At 64.9% G+C, this 16,568-nt stretch carries 15 protein-coding genes and 1 pseudogene; 8 read left to right on the forward strand and 8 right to left on the reverse strand.

Translation table 11 applies throughout. From position 1 onward, the window contains the following. The first annotated feature begins 127 nt into the window (after positions 1-127). From MNR00_RS09400 to MNR00_RS09415, 4 genes are all read left to right on the forward strand, one after another. Entirely contained in the window at positions 128-1,015 is an 888-nt protein-coding gene (locus MNR00_RS09400) for a hypothetical protein (protein ID WP_241925672.1), read from the forward strand. Continuing rightward, positions 1,012-4,167, forward strand: a complete 3,156-nt coding sequence (locus MNR00_RS09405; protein ID WP_241925673.1) for a hypothetical protein — start codon at positions 1,012-1,014, stop codon at positions 4,165-4,167. Before MNR00_RS09400 ends, MNR00_RS09405 begins: the two co-directional genes overlap by 4 nt. Positions 4,168-4,327: 160 nt before the next feature. Beyond that, entirely contained in the window at positions 4,328-5,416 is a 1,089-nt protein-coding gene (locus MNR00_RS09410; RefSeq protein ID WP_241925674.1) for an endonuclease NucS, read from the forward strand. A gap of 90 nt (positions 5,417-5,506) precedes the next feature. Further along, entirely contained in the window at positions 5,507-5,716 is a 210-nt protein-coding gene (locus MNR00_RS09415) for a hypothetical protein (RefSeq protein ID WP_241925675.1), read from the forward strand. A 147-nt stretch (positions 5,717-5,863) separates the two neighbouring features. Here the strand turns inward: MNR00_RS09415 and MNR00_RS09420 are convergent, their stop codons facing one another. After that, the gene (locus MNR00_RS09420; protein ID WP_241925676.1) at positions 5,864-6,667 is read right to left on the reverse strand and encodes a hypothetical protein; all 804 of its coding nucleotides are present in this window, start codon (positions 6,665-6,667) and stop codon (positions 5,864-5,866) included. Positions 6,668-6,723: 56 nt separating this feature from the next. On the opposite strand from MNR00_RS09420, the gene MNR00_RS09425 reads away from it, so the two are divergent. Continuing rightward, the gene (locus MNR00_RS09425; RefSeq protein WP_241925677.1) at positions 6,724-7,764 is read left to right on the forward strand and encodes a DUF4062 domain-containing protein; all 1,041 of its coding nucleotides are present in this window, start codon (positions 6,724-6,726) and stop codon (positions 7,762-7,764) included. 10 nt (positions 7,765-7,774) lie between these two features. Here the strand turns inward: MNR00_RS09425 and MNR00_RS09430 are convergent, their stop codons facing one another. From MNR00_RS09430 to MNR00_RS09445, 4 genes are all read right to left on the reverse strand, one after another. After that, complete coding sequence (locus tag MNR00_RS09430; protein ID WP_241925678.1) at positions 7,775-8,203, reverse strand: hypothetical protein; 429 nt, start codon at positions 8,201-8,203, stop codon at positions 7,775-7,777. Between the two features lie 5 nt (positions 8,204-8,208). Beyond that, on the reverse strand, positions 8,209-8,634 hold the full coding sequence (locus MNR00_RS09435) for a hypothetical protein (RefSeq protein WP_241925679.1): 426 nt from the start codon (positions 8,632-8,634) through the stop codon (positions 8,209-8,211). 382 nt (positions 8,635-9,016) lie between these two features. After that, entirely contained in the window at positions 9,017-9,400 is a 384-nt protein-coding gene (locus MNR00_RS09440; RefSeq protein WP_241925680.1) for a hypothetical protein, read from the reverse strand. 133 nt (positions 9,401-9,533) lie between these two features. Next, positions 9,534-10,115, reverse strand: coding sequence for a hypothetical protein (locus MNR00_RS09445; protein ID WP_241925681.1), 582 nt, complete (start codon positions 10,113-10,115; stop codon positions 9,534-9,536). Between the two features lie 347 nt (positions 10,116-10,462). On the opposite strand from MNR00_RS09445, the gene MNR00_RS09450 reads away from it, so the two are divergent. Together MNR00_RS09450 and MNR00_RS09455 are read left to right on the forward strand one after the other, a co-directional pair. Next, a complete protein-coding gene (locus MNR00_RS09450; RefSeq protein WP_241925682.1) occupies positions 10,463-11,632 on the forward strand; it encodes a hypothetical protein in 1,170 nt (389 codons plus the stop codon). Next, entirely contained in the window at positions 11,629-12,108 is a 480-nt protein-coding gene (locus MNR00_RS09455) for a hypothetical protein (protein ID WP_241925683.1), read from the forward strand. Before MNR00_RS09450 ends, MNR00_RS09455 begins: the two co-directional genes overlap by 4 nt. 283 nt (positions 12,109-12,391) lie before the next feature. On the opposite strand, the pseudogene MNR00_RS09460 reads toward MNR00_RS09455, so the two are convergent. Continuing rightward, positions 12,392-12,535: pseudogene (locus tag MNR00_RS09460) on the reverse strand (zinc finger domain-containing protein); the annotation flags it as partial. 287 nt (positions 12,536-12,822) lie between these two features. On the opposite strand from MNR00_RS09460, the gene MNR00_RS09465 reads away from it, so the two are divergent. Next, complete coding sequence (locus MNR00_RS09465; RefSeq protein WP_241925684.1) at positions 12,823-13,860, forward strand: DUF4062 domain-containing protein; 1,038 nt, start codon at positions 12,823-12,825, stop codon at positions 13,858-13,860. 31 nt (positions 13,861-13,891) lie between these two features. Here MNR00_RS09465 and MNR00_RS09470 read toward each other — a convergent pair whose 3' ends face one another. Beyond that, positions 13,892-15,055 (reverse strand): hypothetical protein, encoded by a 1,164-nt coding sequence (locus MNR00_RS09470; protein ID WP_241925685.1) that lies wholly within the window; start codon positions 15,053-15,055, stop codon positions 13,892-13,894. Positions 15,056-15,320: 265 nt separating this feature from the next. Beyond that, positions 15,321-16,223 carry a hypothetical protein gene (locus MNR00_RS09475; protein WP_241925686.1) on the reverse strand — a complete coding sequence of 301 codons (903 nt, stop codon included), beginning with the start codon at positions 16,221-16,223 and terminating at the stop codon, positions 15,321-15,323. Positions 16,224-16,568: the final 345 nt, after the last annotated feature.

The raw sequence follows: 16,568 nt of genomic DNA on the forward strand, positions 1-16,568 counted from the left end.
GGCGCAGCGCAGCACGATGCCTGTTTTTACAGCCTGAACAGGCATTGTCTTTCACCTTCGCGTAGACTTGATCCAAGGCCTTTGACTGGCGCACTACAACTGAACAGGCGGGGTTCTCTTGACCTCAGTGACCCAGCGCATCGCGCAGTACAACAGAGAAGTCGGCCAGCCGCGCGGCGGGCTGGTATGTCCCCAACTACTGACCGTGACGCAGCTCGACGACGGGTGCGGTGAGCTGGACTCCACGGTGGAGAACATCCGCAACGTCGGGCCGGTGATCCACTACCTCAGCCGCCTGACTGGCGCGCTCGTCGCCTCGCAGGCAGAAGCGAGAGAGGCTGCGGAGTCAATCTTCCGGACATCGCTCGCCGGTGCACAGAGGCTCAGCGACGAGGGCCTTTATCCCGAAGCGCATGATGATGCACTCGAGTCGTTGAGCGACTTCAGTCTGTCGACGTATGCCGACGGCGTGGCGTCGTTCGAGCTGGACGAACGAGCTGTAAGCGCTGCGTGCCGGCTCGCGTCCTACGACATCGCCCCGCACGCAGGCGTCGCCTGGTACGACCCAGCCGATACTGATCGCTCCCCCGACGCGAAGACGCTTTCGCACATCATCATGATGACGGAGAGGACGCACGACTTCCTCCAAGAGCACGGCCCAGCCACGGCGATCGAGTTCTCGTTCGCCAGCGAATATGAAGAGGATGAGGATGAAGAGACAGACGGATACCTGATCGCCCTCGATGCCGGGGACGGGGACTTCATCACCGAAGAAGCGGTGTGGGCCTACAAGGCCCGAAGCTCGCCTCCGAGCAAGGACCACCTGTTGAGGCTGCTGGTGCACTACCTGATGGGCAAGGATTCCGGACTCCCCCAGTTCCGGACGCAGACTCACCTAGGGATCTTCAACCCGCGGATGAACGCAATGTACCGGCTGGCTGTCGACGACATTCCCGCACGTGCGATCGAAAGTGTCCGGCGCGACATCATCGGATCAGGGAGGATCGAACCATGAGCCTTACGAGTGAACTGCGTCACGCCGGATCTCCGATCCGCGCGTACCTCGACGGGGTCTCGCCCGTTCTGGCTGCGACGCGCGGCAGCAGCAGCACCGCGCGGCAGGCCGCTGCCACCCTTGGCCTTGTCGAGCTCGCCGAGAAGCCGCTGCTCGTGCCCGCCGGCGATGCGGTGGACAGACCACTGTCGGGAACTGCATTCGACATCAGGGCACGGATCGAGCTCGGTGGTTTCGACCCAGCCGCTTCGACATCCGCCGCCGGCGTCGACGCGCTGCCACGCGTTGCCGCACTGGTCGAGAACGGCGAGCATCGGGCGGCAGTTCTCAGCGACGCGTTCCGCGTCGGCGACGAACTGCTCAGGCAGCCCGCGGATGCTTCCGACCTGACGCGGGCCTCGGTTCTCTTCGCCTACTGCGAGCAGGTCTACAGGGGCGGTGCCGACGCTCTGGCCGGCGTGCTCGGAGCGGCCTGCGACGAGGTGGAGGACGGGCTGGGGCTGGCTCAGGCGATTCCCGACGCTGCGCTCGAGGACGTCGAAGCTCTGCTGGAAGCGGCCCGCCCGCAGATCGATGTCTGGAGCGAGCGCATCGCGGCCGGAACGCGCTTCGAGCCGAACCCGCGCTTCAGCGGTGCGAGGCTCCTGGGCGGGGCCGACGGCGACTGGATGATCGGCGAGACACTCATCGACTGCAAGGTGTACGGGGGGCTGAGCATCGCCAAGCTGCGCGACTTCCTCCGCCAGCTCCTCGGCTACGTCATGCTGGACCTCGAGGACGCGCTGAGGATCCGAGAAGTCGGCGTCTGGCTTCCGCGGCAGCAGGAGCTGAAGACCTGGTCGCTCGGGCAACTGCTCGGCGACGATCCCGAGACGCTCCTGCCGAAGCTGCGCGAGGGCTTCGTCGGCGCGACCGCACGCAACCAGATCGCCGTGCACGTGCCAGTGTCGGAGCGCCGCAAGCTGCAGCTCCTCGCCGACAACCGGCACACCCCGCACGCTATGCTCATGGCGCTCGCGGCGGGCGACGACATCGATCTACGGTTCCGCGTCGGACGCAACGCCTCGTCCCCGACGGATGTGGTGAAGCAGCTCGCAACAGACCATTACGCCCGCGTGCGCGAAGGCGTCGCCATGAACACGGCAGCGCCAGCCGAGGTGTTCCAGAGCCTCGCCGGGGACAGCAGCGTGATGGTGCGCCGCGCGGTGGCCGCGAACCCGTCGTCAGGCACCGCATCGGCGCAGCAACGGACGCAGATCGCAGGGCGCACCGATGGTGCGGCTCCGATCGAATCCGGCAATGGCGAGATCGTTCAGCTTGATGAGCGCCCAGCGTACGAGGTCGATACGCGCCGCGTGGAGATCAACCAGGACCGCGATCCCGAGGCAACTCCGGGGGTCGCGCTCGGATCGATTCTGTTGGCGATGCTGCACGAGTCCGGCGGTCGAGCTCTCGACAGCTGCTTGCCGGAGGCCAGCCGTATCTGGTCCTGGAAGTCCGACAGATCCCTCCGCCTCCCGACGGAGGCATCACAGGGCCTCCCTATCGAGGTCATCGCGGACCTGATGTCGGACCAGCGGACGGCTTACGTGCGCCGGATCGCGGCGAGGATGCTTCCTATCGCGGACACCGCCGTCCGCCGGGCGCTCTTCGCGGACGATGACCCCGGAATCCGTTGGGACGCGCTCGAGCGATCGATAGGCAATCCCGACCCGCAGCTCGGCGAAGTCCTCACGGAGCTCGCGGGCTCTCGTGAAGCACGGATCGAGTTCGCCACGGGAGGGCTTGAGCCGCACGAGCGCTGGCAGACGCCGACCGAGTACAGCGACCAGGTGGCGCGGCTCATCGCGCGTCACCCGGCGACGCCGAGCGAGGCATTGACGGACCTGGTCGCCGAGAAGTCGCCCGAAGTGCTGATCGCGCTGGCAGGAAATCCCTCGCTTAGCGCGGGGTCACTGGAGTCGCTGACGACGAAGATGGCGAGCATGCGGACCGAGGCCGCGCGCGAGATGTTCGCCGAATCCGATCGGACACCGGTCGCGGTGCTTGAAGGGCTATCGACGGATAGGAGGAACTATCTCCGCGCCGCAGTGGCGGCCAACCGCTCCGCTCCGCTGCATGTCCTGTCACGGCTGGCGCAGGACAGTTCGGCCGATGTCCGACTGGCGGTCATGGCGAACCCCCAGGTCCCCAGCGAGCTTGCCTTTTCCATCGCGGAGGTGCTCCTGGCCTCTTCGGAGAACCTCGATCTGCACTCGGTGGTCATCGAGGTGGAACGAAGACCGGATCTGGCTGTGTCTGATGGCCTGATGGAGGCTGCGCTCGACCGCTTGTCGAAGAGCAGAGTCCGCGATCCCGATCTCCGCCACTACGCGGCGTTGGACCAGAGAACCGGCATCAGCACTCTGGAACGCCTCGCCAAGAGCAAAGACGCAGAAGTAAAGATAGCGGTCTCCGAGAACCCTCGCACCCCGCGGCATGTCCTGGAAGCACTGGCTCTCGACGCAGACGCGGAAGTCCGCCGAGCGGTCGCGTGCAACGACCGCCTGCCGCAGAATCTGCTGAACGTTCTGCTGCTCGACGACGACCTTGACGTCCGCATCGCGGCCTACCGGGAGCCCGACGCGGAAGAACAGACCGACGACGAGCCTACGCTGTCGACGGAGGTGAACGTCGCCGCCCGGCCCACAGTTCCGACGGTCACGGAGCTGCAAGAGATGGCCGCGAACTCGAGGGCCGAGGTGCGGATCCGGGTCGCTTACAGCGTGCACGCGACGCCGGACATCCTGGCGTTTCTCGGAGGCGAGCGGCGCAGCGCGAAAGTCCGGCGCGCTGTTGCCGCACACCCGAAGACGCCACCGGAGATTCTCAGATCGTTGGCAGCCCGAGACGACGTGGACACGCTCATGTCCATAGCATTCAATCCAGGCGCACCGATCGACGTGATGGCCGAGCTCGCCGGCCGAAGTGCCGAACTAGCGGTGCTGGTGGCGCTGAACCCGGACGCTCCGCTCGAGGTGCTCAAAGCACTGGCGAGCGACTCGGACCTGTTCGTCAGGTTCGTCGCGGAGGCTCAGATCCAGAAGCGGGCGCGGTCTGTTCAGACAACCTCTGAAAGCGTTCTGATCGCATCAGAAGATCTGTTGGCATGAGCGCGGCTTGCCAGGCAAACTATGTATTGGCTATGCCTGCTGACAATTAGATCGCAGTCCGGCATCGGAAGTACAGCCGACTCGCTCGGTCGCAGAGCACCCCTCGATAGGCTCGTTGCCAGGCGACCGGACGCCTCACGGTGTTGGAGGGTGAACAGCAATGGCAGTTGAAATGGGCCTGTGGCGCGCGGACGGCGGCCGACTCAGCCGCATCGTCCCGACCTCGATCGGACTCGAGTCGCAGCTCGAGACGTACATCGAGTCCGACCCGTCGATGCTCGGCGAGACGCTCCTGATCATCGGCCGCCAGGTCCCTACCGCTTTCGGCGGGTTCATCGACCTGCTCGCGCTCGACGAGACCGCCGCAGTGCACGTCATCGAACTCAAGCGCGACAAGACTCCGCGCGACGTCACCGCGCAGGCGCTGGACTACGGATCCTGGGTCGCGGGGCTCGGCCGCACGCAGATCCAAGCCATTTTCGAGGCGTACAAGCCCGGTGTCGCGCTCGAGGAGGCCTTCGCGGAGTGCTTCAACGAGACCCTCCCCGAGGAGGTCAACAGCACGCAGACGTTCACCATCGTCGCCGCGAGCGTCGACGCGGCCACCGAGCGCATCGTGCGGTTCCTCAACGAGGGCTTCGCCGTGCCGATCAACGTCGTCTTCTTCCGCCACTTCGAGGACAACGGCGCGAAGTACCTCGCCCGCACCTGGCTGGTCGAGAACGAAGGCCAGCAGGCTCCCGGCGCTGCGCCCGCTCGGCAGACGAAGACCCGCGAGGCGTGGAACGGCAGCGACTGGTACGTCGCGTTCGGCGAGGACAGCGGCACCCGCCAGTGGGCCGACGGGCAGAAGTACGGCTTCGTCTCGGGCGGCGGCGGGGCATGGTTCTCCCGGACCCTGAAGAACCTGCCGATCGGCGCGCGCGTCTTCGTGCACATCCCCAAAGCTGGTTACGTCGGCGTCGGGACCGTGATCGGCGAGGCCCGCCGCTTCGACGAAGCGCTGGTCGACGTCGATGGCGTCGAGACCCCGCTGCAGAGCCTCCCGCTCCTCGGCAGCTACCGCCACGAGGGCGAGGATGAAGACGACAGTGCCGAATGGGTCGTGCCCGTCGAATGGACCAAGACCGTGCCGCGCGAGCAGGCGGTCTGGAAGAACGGTATGTTCGCGAACCAGAACACCGCGGCGAAGCTGCGCCAGAAGTTCACCATCGAGCAGGTGACCGACGAGTTCGGCCTCGACGACTGACTATCACCGGGCTTCGGGACGCGTTTGCATGCCTACCCAGGGAGAGTCACCCACCTGTTCGCCCGGAACCTCACCAACTACGCCGCGTCGGTGCAGCGCTCCGCCGAGGTCTGCTTCGACAGATCCGAGCCAGGCGCGGCCGTCTACTGGTTGTGCCGTGCCTACCAGGGCGCGCCGCACGACGAGGCGCTGGAGAAGACCGACGCGCTGTACCAGGCGATCGAGGACTCCGGCTGTCTCGTGCTCGAAGGACCCGAGTCGAAGATCAGGCCGGAGATGGTGCCCGGCTGGAATCACTAGAGACCAATCGACAGAGAAGGCCCTGGTGGGAACGCCGGGGCCTTCTGCTGTCTCACGTGGACCGTGCCCGGCCAGAACGAGCGATAGCGAGCGAGCTTGAACGCGACCGCCGAGGGCTTGTCCGCGGCCGGTCCGCACGTCGGCCGTTCATCCCCTGGGCAGCGTCTCCAACGACGCGTGGTACTGCTGATACCCGAGGAGCTTCGAGTGCAGGTCGAAGCCGAGTTGGACGAGTCCGTCGGTCTGCACTTCGTGTTCTTTGCGCGCAGCCACGGAAGCGATGGGATCGAGCCTCGTGGAGTAGTGGTCGTCCTCGGTCCAGGCCACGCGGAGGAACTGCCGGAACCATGCCTCCGCGGCTTCGGACAGCACAGCGAGCTGGTCCTTGAGGCCGGCGTTGTGGGGCGCACGTGTTCGTGGCAGCTCGGACAGCTCCCGCGCCGCGTCGACGAGCTCTCGCGAGATCTTGTACGGGAAGAACTCGGCTAGCTCATTGAGGACGTTCGAGTTGGAGGCGTAGGCATTGAGCTTGTCGGCGAGGGCGCGGTCGGAGTCGCCCATACGGGCATCCGACGCGAGCCGCGCCGCAGCTTCGAGCGTCTCGGTCGCTGCGTTGGACGCCTCGATGGCTTCCGCGGCCCTGCGTCCCTCCAGCTCAGCGCGCGCCTCGGCCTCACTTGCACGTGCTACGGCGTTGTCGGCCCGACCCTTCTCGCTCGCCGCATCGGCTCGCGCGTTCTCCAGCATCTCGTGCACGGCGGCCAGTCGAGCATGCAACAGCACCACCGCGGTCGTCAGCACGAGCAGCGCGACCCACACGGCCCAGACCGCGTGCTCGTTGACCCACGCCACACCCTGCAGCGACGGGAGCAGGATCGTCAGGGTCGTGGCCACAACGGTCGCGAGGATGCCGAAACGCTTGAAGATGAAGAACTTTGTGCGAGCTGGCATGACCCGAGACTATCGGCGGGGAATCAGCGTCGTACGTCGCCGATAGCATCTGAGGCATGGACAAGCGGTACCAGGTATTCATCAGCTCGACCTTCGTCGACCTCGTCGACGAGCGGCGCGAGGTAATGCAGGCGCTGCTCGAGATGGACTGCATGCCTGCCGGCATGGAGCTGTTCCCGGCGGCCAACGAAGACCAGTGGACGCTGATCAAGGGAGTCATCGAACAGAGCGACTACTACTTGGTGGTGCTCGGCGGCAGATACGGCTCGATGACAGAGGAGGGCATCAGTTACACCGAGAAGGAGTACGACTACGCCGTCGAGCTGGGTATCCCCGTGATGGGCTTCGTCATCGCCGCCCCCGACGCGATTCCGGTCGGCAAGACCGACAAGAACGAGGCAGCGGCGAAGAAGCTCGACGAGTTCGGTGCCAAGGTGCAGACCCGTATGACGAAGGCTTGGCGCGATGGACCGGACCTCGCGGGAAAGGTGGCCCTCGGGCTCACGCATCTGATCAAGAAGCACCCACGTCCCGGCTGGGTACGAGGCGACCAGGCAATGTCACCCGAGACGCGGGTGAAGATCGCCGAGCTGGAAGCGACGATCGCGAAACTGGAGAAGAAGGAGATCGAGACGAGCACCGTGACCGCTGCTCAAATCGACGACAGCTTCGCTCATGGCCAGGAACAGGTTGAGCTTGCGCTGGTGCATAAGGGCTACAGCTATGCCAACGGGAGCATGGAGGAACTGGGCGACCTCACCTACACATGGGACGAGATCATCGAAGTGCTCGGCCCGTTCATGATCGACGAAGCTCCCGAGCCGATGCTCCGTCAGACATTCGATAGCCATATGCTCAGTGACATCCAGAACGACCCGGACAACTGGACGAACGACATGTCGCACGAGTCGGCCTCGATCACCGACAAGTCGTGGGGGTCCATCATCGTGCAGCTTCGAGCGTTGCGCCTCATCATCAACGGCACTAAGAAGCGCACCGTCAGCGACAAGGCCGTGTACTGGAAGCTCACGCAGGCTGGAGACAACTACCTGGTCGCGCTCCGTGCAGTGCCGAGCGCGGTGAGGACCAACGAATAGCGTCGAGCTTTCAGGCGCGGACTGAGCCGAGGAGCACCCCAACGATGCCGCTGTCTCTTGCGTGCTCGCGGACGATCCGCTTCGACTTGAGGACGAACTCGGACTTCGCGATCACGACGAGCTTCAGCCCATTCGCCGGCACGAGCTCCCGCTTGCGAGCGTCGTAGAGGCGGCGCTGATCCCCGCGTCCGACCCCTGACACCGTCTGCCTGCGGTCGAAGAACGGCGACGGCTCGTAATGCTGTTCCTCCTGGAACTCGACGACCAGGCTGAGTTCCCTCCAGTAGCCGTCGACGGGCAGCTTGGTTCCCAGCGGCCGACTCGGCGAGGGGTCGCCGCGGAGCCAGTCGAACGTGGCCTGACGCAGGCACGGCGTGCCGAGGATCTCGTCGCACAGATCGAGGACGTAGTGCTCGTCCGAGGCGGACCTCGCGGCCACGGCGCTCAGGCCTCCGGGGCCGCGGAGTCGAGATCGGCCGGGAAGCCAGAGATCTCCGCCAGGAGATCAGCCGAGATGACCCACGGATTGAGGTCGTTGCCGATCAGTTCGATCAGCACCGCGTTGGCGTCTCGCTCCAGCACGCGGAACGTGTCGCCGACGTTGAAGGACACGCCCTGGTCGCTCTCGGCCGCCGCAGTGACCGTGTAGACGGAGCCGGCCAGTTCGTCAGTGGCCCCTGCTCGGCTCCGCCACTTCTCGAACAGCTGTTCCGCCTTCTTCTTGATAGCCGGGGTGGCCTTCTCGATGCCCGCATGAGCAGCACCGCCCGCGACGAGCAGGAGGCCCCCGGCTGCAGCGGCCAGCTTCATCGCGTTCTCAGGCCCGCCGACGCGCTTAATCAGCGTCGTAATCACCTGGTAGCCGCCCAAGTTGCTCATCACGGGGTGTCCCTCCGAATCGTGGGATCAGCCTATCGAGAGGATGTCACGGGCGGCCGATAGCATCTGGGGCATGGACGACATCAACTTCTTCGAGGCTCTCGTCGGCAATCTGCCGAAGGTGCCCGTGAAGGTGTCGTCGCGCTCGTTTCGGAGCGCTCTCGAAGGAGCCCTGATCCGTGCCTCTACCCGTCGGGACCTCGAGACGGTCCTCGCCAAAGAGCTCAGGCCGCGCACCTGTCACCGAGATGCTCGCGCAGCTGCGCCTTCGCTGTAGCCGAGGGCGCACTCGGGGTCGAGGGAACAGTCGAACTCGGTGGGCGTCATGATGGCTCCGTCCTGCGATCGGCGGGACGTCCAGTGTCCAACGGGGTCAATCGTGAGTCTGCAGCTGTGCCTGTACAGCAGGCGGGTACTGGTCGAAGCCCTCGGGCTCCGCATGCCGTACGGCGTCGCTCAGCCCACCGAAGTTCGGGAAGTTCTCCAGCGCGAGCTCGTAGCGTTGCTGCGACCTCAGCACGGCGCGCAGCAACAACCGGCTTTCGGGAGGCATCTGGCTCAGGTCGATGCTCGCCAGCTCCTCGTCGCGGACGGTGCTCTTGCGGGCCTGGATCCTGGCTGATCGGTGCTCGGGGTGCTGTACTTGCGCCTGTGTAGGGCCGACGTACTCGGCCAGACGGTCGAAGTAGCGCCACAGCGCGTAGTAGTCCGAAGGAGCCCAGTCGGCCTGGTCCTCGTAGTAGATCCTGTCGGTCACCTGCGCTCGCTTTCCCGGGGCCTCCGTCAGGGGGGCGGAAGATCCATTGTCCCGCGAGATCCGTTCTAGGGGCGCTGCCGGCCTCAGCGCCGGTCACAGGCACCCGCATGCCTAATGCATGGTCCAGCATCGATCAGTCGGAAAAAGGCCGCCACCAGACCGTGTCGGCCTCGTCGTCAGCGAGTTGCTCCTCGTCATCGATCGGCTCGAACCCGGCCGCCACCAGCGCGCCGGCAAGCTTGCGCAGACCCGCTTCGCGCTCCTCGCCTTCGGGGCGCGGCGCACCGCGGACCAGAGGCAGCGGCTCGGGGAATACGACGACGATGGTCTCCGTCGGTTCGAGCTGGAGCACGTCCAGCAGGTCGTCGACCAGCGCGCCGAGAAGCTTCTGGCCGCGGTACTCGGGTTCCAGCGACGCGCGGTCGAGCATGACCACGGCGTCGAGGACCCGATCGCCTTCGTGCTCCTCGAGGAGCTTCTGCGTGGCATATCCGAGGATCATCCCGTCGGCGCTCAGGGCATCGCCAGCGTCGGCGACGTCGGAGTAGACCTCCCTGGTGAGCCAGCCGCTGAGCCGCCCGATCTCCCTCGGCTCTGAGTCTTCGTCACCGGTGTACCGCACCGTGGCGCTGAAGCCCCGCAAGACATCGGCATCGGCGTCGCAGCGATAGATACTCACCGACGTGTCCAGCCACTCAGGGTCGATCGGGTCCATGCCCACATCATGGCACCGGCGTGAGACATGCGCCTCGCTCAGCCAACCCGCTGGATCAGCCCGCCGGTCTCGCGACCATCGCGGACGTGTTGCACGCGGTTCGGCGCTACGTCGGGAACCGAAGGCGTGCGTGCAGCGACGCACTACTTCAGCATCGCAGCGTCGACCATCAAAATTGCGACGACGACACCAACCATCGCCGCCGCGAAGCCGAGCACCGGGACCAGCCAGGCCCATGTGCGACGCCTCTGGTCGCCGTGCGGGAGATCGACGGCCAATGAGCACGTGGGTGGGTGGCTCCCACTTGGGCGTGTAGACGGTGTCCGGGATCCCGATAGCATAAGCCCGTGGGAGATGAAGACCGTCCAGACGTCAAGCGCGTCCGCCTCACCGGCGCGCGCTTCGACGGTGGTCGTCTGCCCATCGACTCACTCTCCGAACTCCAGGACTACCAGAAGGTCGTGCGCATCGCCGCAGCGGCGCAGTGGCGGAGCGAGCACCCCGGTGAGGAACTGCCGGCCGGCTTCGCTGACGCCGTTAGCCTGACTATCGAGGAGATCAACGAAGGCAGCGCCGACGTCTTCCTCGCCTTCGAGCAGCAGCAGGAGTACGTGCAGTACCAGGCCGAGGCGCAGGACGCGAGCGACATGGTCAATAGCGTGATCGCCGCCGCGTACCGCGACGAGGAGGTCCCAGACCTTCCCCTGCTGTCGCCGGAGGAGGACTCGCTCTTCTTCGAGACGCTGTCGCATCTCGGTGGCACGCTCACGCCCGAGCAATCGATGGAGTTCTACGTCGACGGGCCCGATGCCGCTCCGGTCATGGTGACGGTCGAGACGCGCAAGACCGCGATCGTCAGGCTGGCGAAGATCGACTCTTTCCTTCAATCGCCCGAGGAGACGCCGTCTTCGAAGCTCCAGAAGGACGAGCAGAGCCTCATCGGCCGAATTACCGTGCTGGACGCGGACAAGATGTCATACGAGCTGACGCTTCCCGACGGACACAAGATCCGAGGTCACTACCGCAACGCGCCGGCGCTTCTCGAAGACTTCCGCAAGGTGCTGAACTCGGAGGAGCAGGGGCCGCTGACGCGCATCACCGGCGAGCTCCAGCGGAAGGCGGACGGATCCATCTGGCGATTCTGGGAGACGCGCTCGCTCGAGCAGGTCGAGTTCGACGACACCACATGGGGCGCTCGGCTCGCGGAACTCGCGGGCCTGGCCCCGCAGTGGGACGGGGCCGCGGCCGCCCAAGTCTCGTCGGTCTCGCTGGACGCCGCGCAGCTCCTGCTGCGCGAGATTGACGCGACGGGGAATGCCTCACCTGGCATCTTCCCGACCGAGGACGGCGGAGTGCTCCTTGAATGGAGCAGCCCCGCCGCGGTCCGGAGCATCGAGATCCTCGAGGACGGGACGTTCGAGACCTTCACGATCACGTCAGATCAACAGACCGGCGAGCACGACAGCACCGGCGACCTGACTGTGGTCGTCGCGTTCATCAGGGCGGACGAGGCATGACCGCTCCCGACGTCGGGCTCCTGCAGGGCGAGCGGCTGATGACGGACGCCGACGAGCTCGCCTACCGACAGCTCACACCCAAGATGCTCGAGCAGAACGGCAAACCGTCGTCCCACGTCTTCGGGCCCAGCAGCGCGGACGGCGGTAAGCCGTCCTACTCCCGGTCGAGCATCGTGACGCCCCAGGCCGCGCGCGACTGGCACACGGCGTATGCGAACACGCCGTCGGCAGGCGTATGGGCGGTGTCTGTGAGCGAGGTCATCGAGACGGGGCGATACCTCGTCGACGACTCGGACACGCCGCTTCCGGCGAGCGGCCGGCGAGCTCCGGGCCACTGCTTCGTTGATTTCCGCGGTCTACCCAAGCCCCGGATCAGGGAGATCCGGGCCGTCCTTCTTATGCGTGCCCTGGAGCGCGAGGAGATCCCGACCGAGGAGCCGCTGGGCGACGGCGAGTTGATCGCAGAGACGGCCTGACGGCCTGGAACCCAGATAGCCTGGCCGAACGGAGCACGACGAGCTCGGCGACGTACAGGGCGTGCCCACCGGCGACGACTACCGGACGTGCTCGGTCTGTGGTGGCGACTTCGCAGAATGGACCCTCGGCAAGAGCGACATGCCCGGGATGTAACGGGCCGCTCGCACCCGCCGAACTGATCTTTATGCGTATTGAGCGACCATAGCGAGTACTAAGCGATACTTTTGCGAAGTTATGCTTGATCAGGGAAAAACTGCGTCCGATGATCGCATAGGCTTGTGACTACGAAGAGCGCTTGCGCTGACACTGAGGACAGAAAAACGAGGATCGGTTCATAAATTTCACCCGGCGGATGGGTGATCCACATCGTGCACATGCCTGGTCGGTACGACCATAGGCATTTAGGGAATGCGCAAAATAACCTGACTACCGCAGTAATGGACATTCATGCGGCCGCGAGATCCGGCTGTACCTGACCGAGCGAGCGAAAGCGAGCAGGCCGGAAGCGACAGTAGCGCGACCCAAACGGCCCAGACCGCGTTCGCGACTACCCAGGCCCCACTTGCAACAATGGTAGGAAGATCGTCAGTGCCGTGGCCACAATGCTCGCGAGGATGCCGAATGGCTCGAAGACAAAGTACTTTGTGCGGGCTGGCATGACCCGAGACTGGCGGCGGGGCTCCACGTCCTATGCCGCCGATAGCATCTGAGGCATGGACAAGCGGTACCAAGTATTTATCAGCTCGACTTTCGTCGATCTCGTCAACGAGCGCCGCGAGGTGATGCAGGCTTTGCTGGAGCTGGACTGCATGCCCGCCGGAATGGAGCTGTTCCCGGCGGGCAATGACGACCAGTGGACGCTGATCAAGGGCGTCATCGAGCAGAGCGACTATTACCTGGTGATCCTCGGTGGCCGCTACGGCTCCATGACCGAGGAAGGCATCAGCTACACCGAGATGGAGTACGACTACGCAGTCGAGCTCGGCATCCCCGTCATGGGGTTCGTCATTGCTGACCCTGACGCGATCCCCGTCGGAAAGACCGACAAGAGCGAAGCAGCGGCCCGGAAGCTCGACGAGTTCCGGGCCAAGGTCCAGAAACGGATGACGAAGGACTGGAAGGACGCGGCGGACCTCGGGTCGAAGGTCACGCGCGGACTGATCCACTTGATCAAGAACAACCCGCGTCCGGGCTGGGTACGCGGCGACCAAGCGATGACGCCGGAGACCCGCGCCGACATCGCTGAGCTAGAAGCGAAGATCGCCAAGCTTGAGAAGAAGGAACTCGAGGCGAGCACGGCGACCTTCGCCCACATCGACGACAGCTTCGCGCACGGCAAAGAAACCGTTGAGCTGACAGCCATCCATTCAGGCTGGCGCGCGTACCAAGACCTGCTCGAAGAGGGGACGCTGTCGTACAGCTGGGACGAGATCATGGAGGTGCTCGGGCCGTTCATGCTCGATGAAGCCTCTGAGCCCGTTCTCCGTTCCACTCTCGAAAGCCACATGCTCCGCGATATCTTCCGCGAAGGCAGCGAATGGTCTCAGGACTGGGAACGAGACGAGCTCGAGATCTCCGACAAGTCCTGGGGGTCGATCATCGTGCAGCTGCGCGCCTTGCGGCTCATCACGACCGGCACCAAGAAGCGCGCCGTCACCGACAAAGCCGTGTACTGGAAGCTCACCAAAGCGGGCGATGACTACCTCGTCACGCTCCGCGCGGTGCCGGCCGGAAGAAAGGTCGAAGAGTAGGCCCAGCCGATTCGAAACACCTGGGGCGGAGTCAGGCTGTTTCGGAGCTGACGGGTCCCGAACCCAAGTGCCGGGCCGCATCGTCCACGAGCCGATCAATGACGGCCTGCGTCCCCGCCGGGCCCTCGATCAAGCTCTCCTTGAGCTGCGAGGCCCACTCCACGACTTCGTGGTCGCTGACGCTTTCTAGCCAGGACTCGAGCCCGCTGCGGGTCAGCTCGGCGGACAAGGGCAGCAGCAGTTCGATCAGACTGCCGCGGGCGCTCATCGCCCCGAGCCTGACTTTGGTGCGCTCCGCTGCTGTAATGAGCGAGCCCCGCGCGATGGCTTCTCGCTCGTTCGCGTGGGCCACCGTGATCTCGTAGCGCGCCGGGATCCTCTCCGGAGGCGGGTCCTCCCCGGTGACCAGTCTCGGGACGGCCTGTTCCCGGACCCAGGAAGCGAGCTCGGCCAGCTCGTGCATCAGTATCGGCCACTGGTCGGTCCCCGGACGGTTGGCTCCCACCGTGGGGAACAGCGCTACGGGGACATGCTGGCCGAGCGGTGTGCGGGCGATGACGTCGCCGACTCTCAGCGGGACCTCCGGCTCGAGCCTGACGTTGTGACGTGAGAGCGGGATCTCGTCGTCCCTCACGATAGTGACGAGGCGCACGGCGGTGACCGCGGGCGTGCGGTGCTTGGCGTGGTTCGTGTGCAGCGCGAGGCGGGCCATGGGGTGCAACTCCGGCCTGATGTTCCGGTGGAAGGGCTGGAGTCCCTCGACGCGGCGCAGGAGCTCACTGCCCTTCGCCATGGCCGCAGGCGCGTAGCGCTGACGATTCCTCACCCACTCCGCGTACTTGTCGTAACTGAGCGCGGCCGGCATCTCGATCGAGCGGGCGGCCTTCTCGTCCAGCGCCGTTCCGCTGAGGAACTCTGCCTCGGCGAACAAGGTGTGCTCGATGGCCGCACGGAGCGCCACGAGCGCATCTGCCGCCAGCAGCGGGATCTTCCGAGCGATAGGTGCCAGCCCGACGACGGTCGTCTCGCTGTACGCCCCTCGCACGACTTCCTTGAGCTCGATGACCCCGTTCGGTTGCGTCATATAGTCGAAGAGGAGGTCGCCCACCTGCGCGATCAGCTCGTCCGCGTGGGCGAGCGTGGAGACGACGCCGAGGTGCCGGTCTGGCAGCCATGGAAGAATATCGCCCGTCATGCGACCACCCTACGGGCGACCGGCGACGCTTCCATCCACGTTCAACAATCGGTCGCTCATTGACGTCACGAAATCAACCGGAACATGCAGCTGAGCCCGATGGACAGTGCCTCGGCGATGACCGACGTGCAGGCCGAACTGTTCCGCGGCATGTGCCCCGACACGGAAAGTCGACCTCGACCTCGGGCTCTGACAGGCGTACCAGCACGGCAGAGAAACGAAGAACCCTGCAGCCCTTGGACTACTGAGGTTCTGCGCTGTCCTGTCAGTCGCTGGTCACTTCCTCGGCCGAGGCCGAGGGCTCGTCCTCGGGAACGAGGACCCCGAAAGCTCGCAGCTGCGCCATCATCTCGGGCGAGTTCAACGCAGGAACGGAACTCGAATCGGAGTCGTCCTGGTCCGAGCCACCGACGTCGAGCCTCAACGTTTCAGGTATCGAGCCGTTGATCTTCTTGAGGGTGTCACCGATCACCTCTAGGTCTTTGCTGATCCGCGTCAGCTTGTCGACCGGGGCTTCGATCCTGCTCTCAACGTCAAGATCGATGACGAAGTCTTCCTCGTAAGGCGTCTTCCTGAACTGCGACTCATAGCTCGCGTGGATCCGGTACCGCCTGGGCACGTTCCCGTCATCCTCGAAAAGCTTCGGCGCTCGCCCGAGGAACCAGATGTACTTCGCCCCGGGGCGGATGTAATCGAAGCGCACGGTGCCGTCGAATGTTTCGTTCAGCCTCTCGAAGTGCTGATCCCTGTTCGTCTCCCTCGGTTCGTTGAAGAATGCCGGAAGGGAATCGAACGGCTGATCAACGCTGAGTTTCACATTCTGCGCCGCGCTACCTCCGAAATTGGTCAGTGCAACATAGACGGTGCCCTCGGCGGGCGCGCCTCGGTGCTTGCTGACGAAGCGCTCCGCTTGGAGGTACACCTGGATACGCGGCCGCGTCGTCTCCAGACTTACTTCCAGTGCGACCTCGTTCGATTCGATGAGCGCACGGTTGGAATCGTCTACCTGCTTGATCTGCTTCCAGGCGAACAGTAGAGCGATCAGCGCAACGCCTCCGAAGAGCGCCGAGAACTCCTCGGGCGTCGGGAAGTTCGGGTGCCTCCACCACGTCCCCCAGAGGTACGCGCTCAAATAGAAAAGCACGACGAGCACGAGGACGACGAGCATGAGAGCCGCCCATTGAGACCTTTTGATTTTCACAGCCCTAACCTACTGGCCCCGGTCCGGGCACCCCCGATGACTGACGAGGCTTGAACAGGGGAAATGGCCCGACTACGGGTGTCCTGCAATTCACCCGGTCGAGAACGCTCCAACGCGTCTAGCGATCGAGCCGAACCTCAAGTTGCTCCGGCCGCGAGCCGGAACAGCGGCAGGCCCACCGGCCACTCTGGTCACAGGTGTCCCGCCGTCCATGCCTCGATGCTCCTACCGGGCACCGACACCGTTCGAAAGCAATATATATGCGCATTGAGCGAGTGCGAGCGCTCTACGTTGCGCCGACGCGGGTAAACG

It is taken from the genome of Microbacterium sp. H1-D42 (assembly GCF_022637555.1).
Taxonomy (GTDB): Bacteria; Actinomycetota; Actinomycetes; order Actinomycetales; family Microbacteriaceae; genus Microbacterium.

What these genes read in the sequence shown, in the direction of transcription:
- MNR00_RS09470 (WP_241925685.1), bottom strand. Translation starts at nt 15,055, where the DNA reads ATGACGGGCGATATTCTTCCATGGCTGCCAGACCGGCACCTCGGCGTC.
- MNR00_RS09425 (WP_241925677.1), top strand. Translation starts at nt 6,724, where the DNA reads ATGGACAAGCGGTACCAGGTATTCATCAGCTCGACCTTCGTCGACCTC.
- MNR00_RS09405 (WP_241925673.1), top strand. Translation starts at nt 1,012, where the DNA reads ATGAGCCTTACGAGTGAACTGCGTCACGCCGGATCTCCGATCCGCGCG.
- MNR00_RS09475 (WP_241925686.1), bottom strand. Translation starts at nt 16,223, where the DNA reads ATGCTCGTCGTCCTCGTGCTCGTCGTGCTTTTCTATTTGAGCGCGTAC.
- MNR00_RS09455 (WP_241925683.1), top strand. Translation starts at nt 11,629, where the DNA reads ATGACCGCTCCCGACGTCGGGCTCCTGCAGGGCGAGCGGCTGATGACG.
- MNR00_RS09445 (WP_241925681.1), bottom strand. Translation starts at nt 10,115, where the DNA reads ATGGACCCGATCGACCCTGAGTGGCTGGACACGTCGGTGAGTATCTAT.
- MNR00_RS09410 (WP_241925674.1), top strand. Translation starts at nt 4,328, where the DNA reads ATGGCAGTTGAAATGGGCCTGTGGCGCGCGGACGGCGGCCGACTCAGC.
- MNR00_RS09465 (WP_241925684.1), top strand. Translation starts at nt 12,823, where the DNA reads ATGGACAAGCGGTACCAAGTATTTATCAGCTCGACTTTCGTCGATCTC.
- MNR00_RS09420 (WP_241925676.1), bottom strand. Translation starts at nt 6,667, where the DNA reads ATGCCAGCTCGCACAAAGTTCTTCATCTTCAAGCGTTTCGGCATCCTC.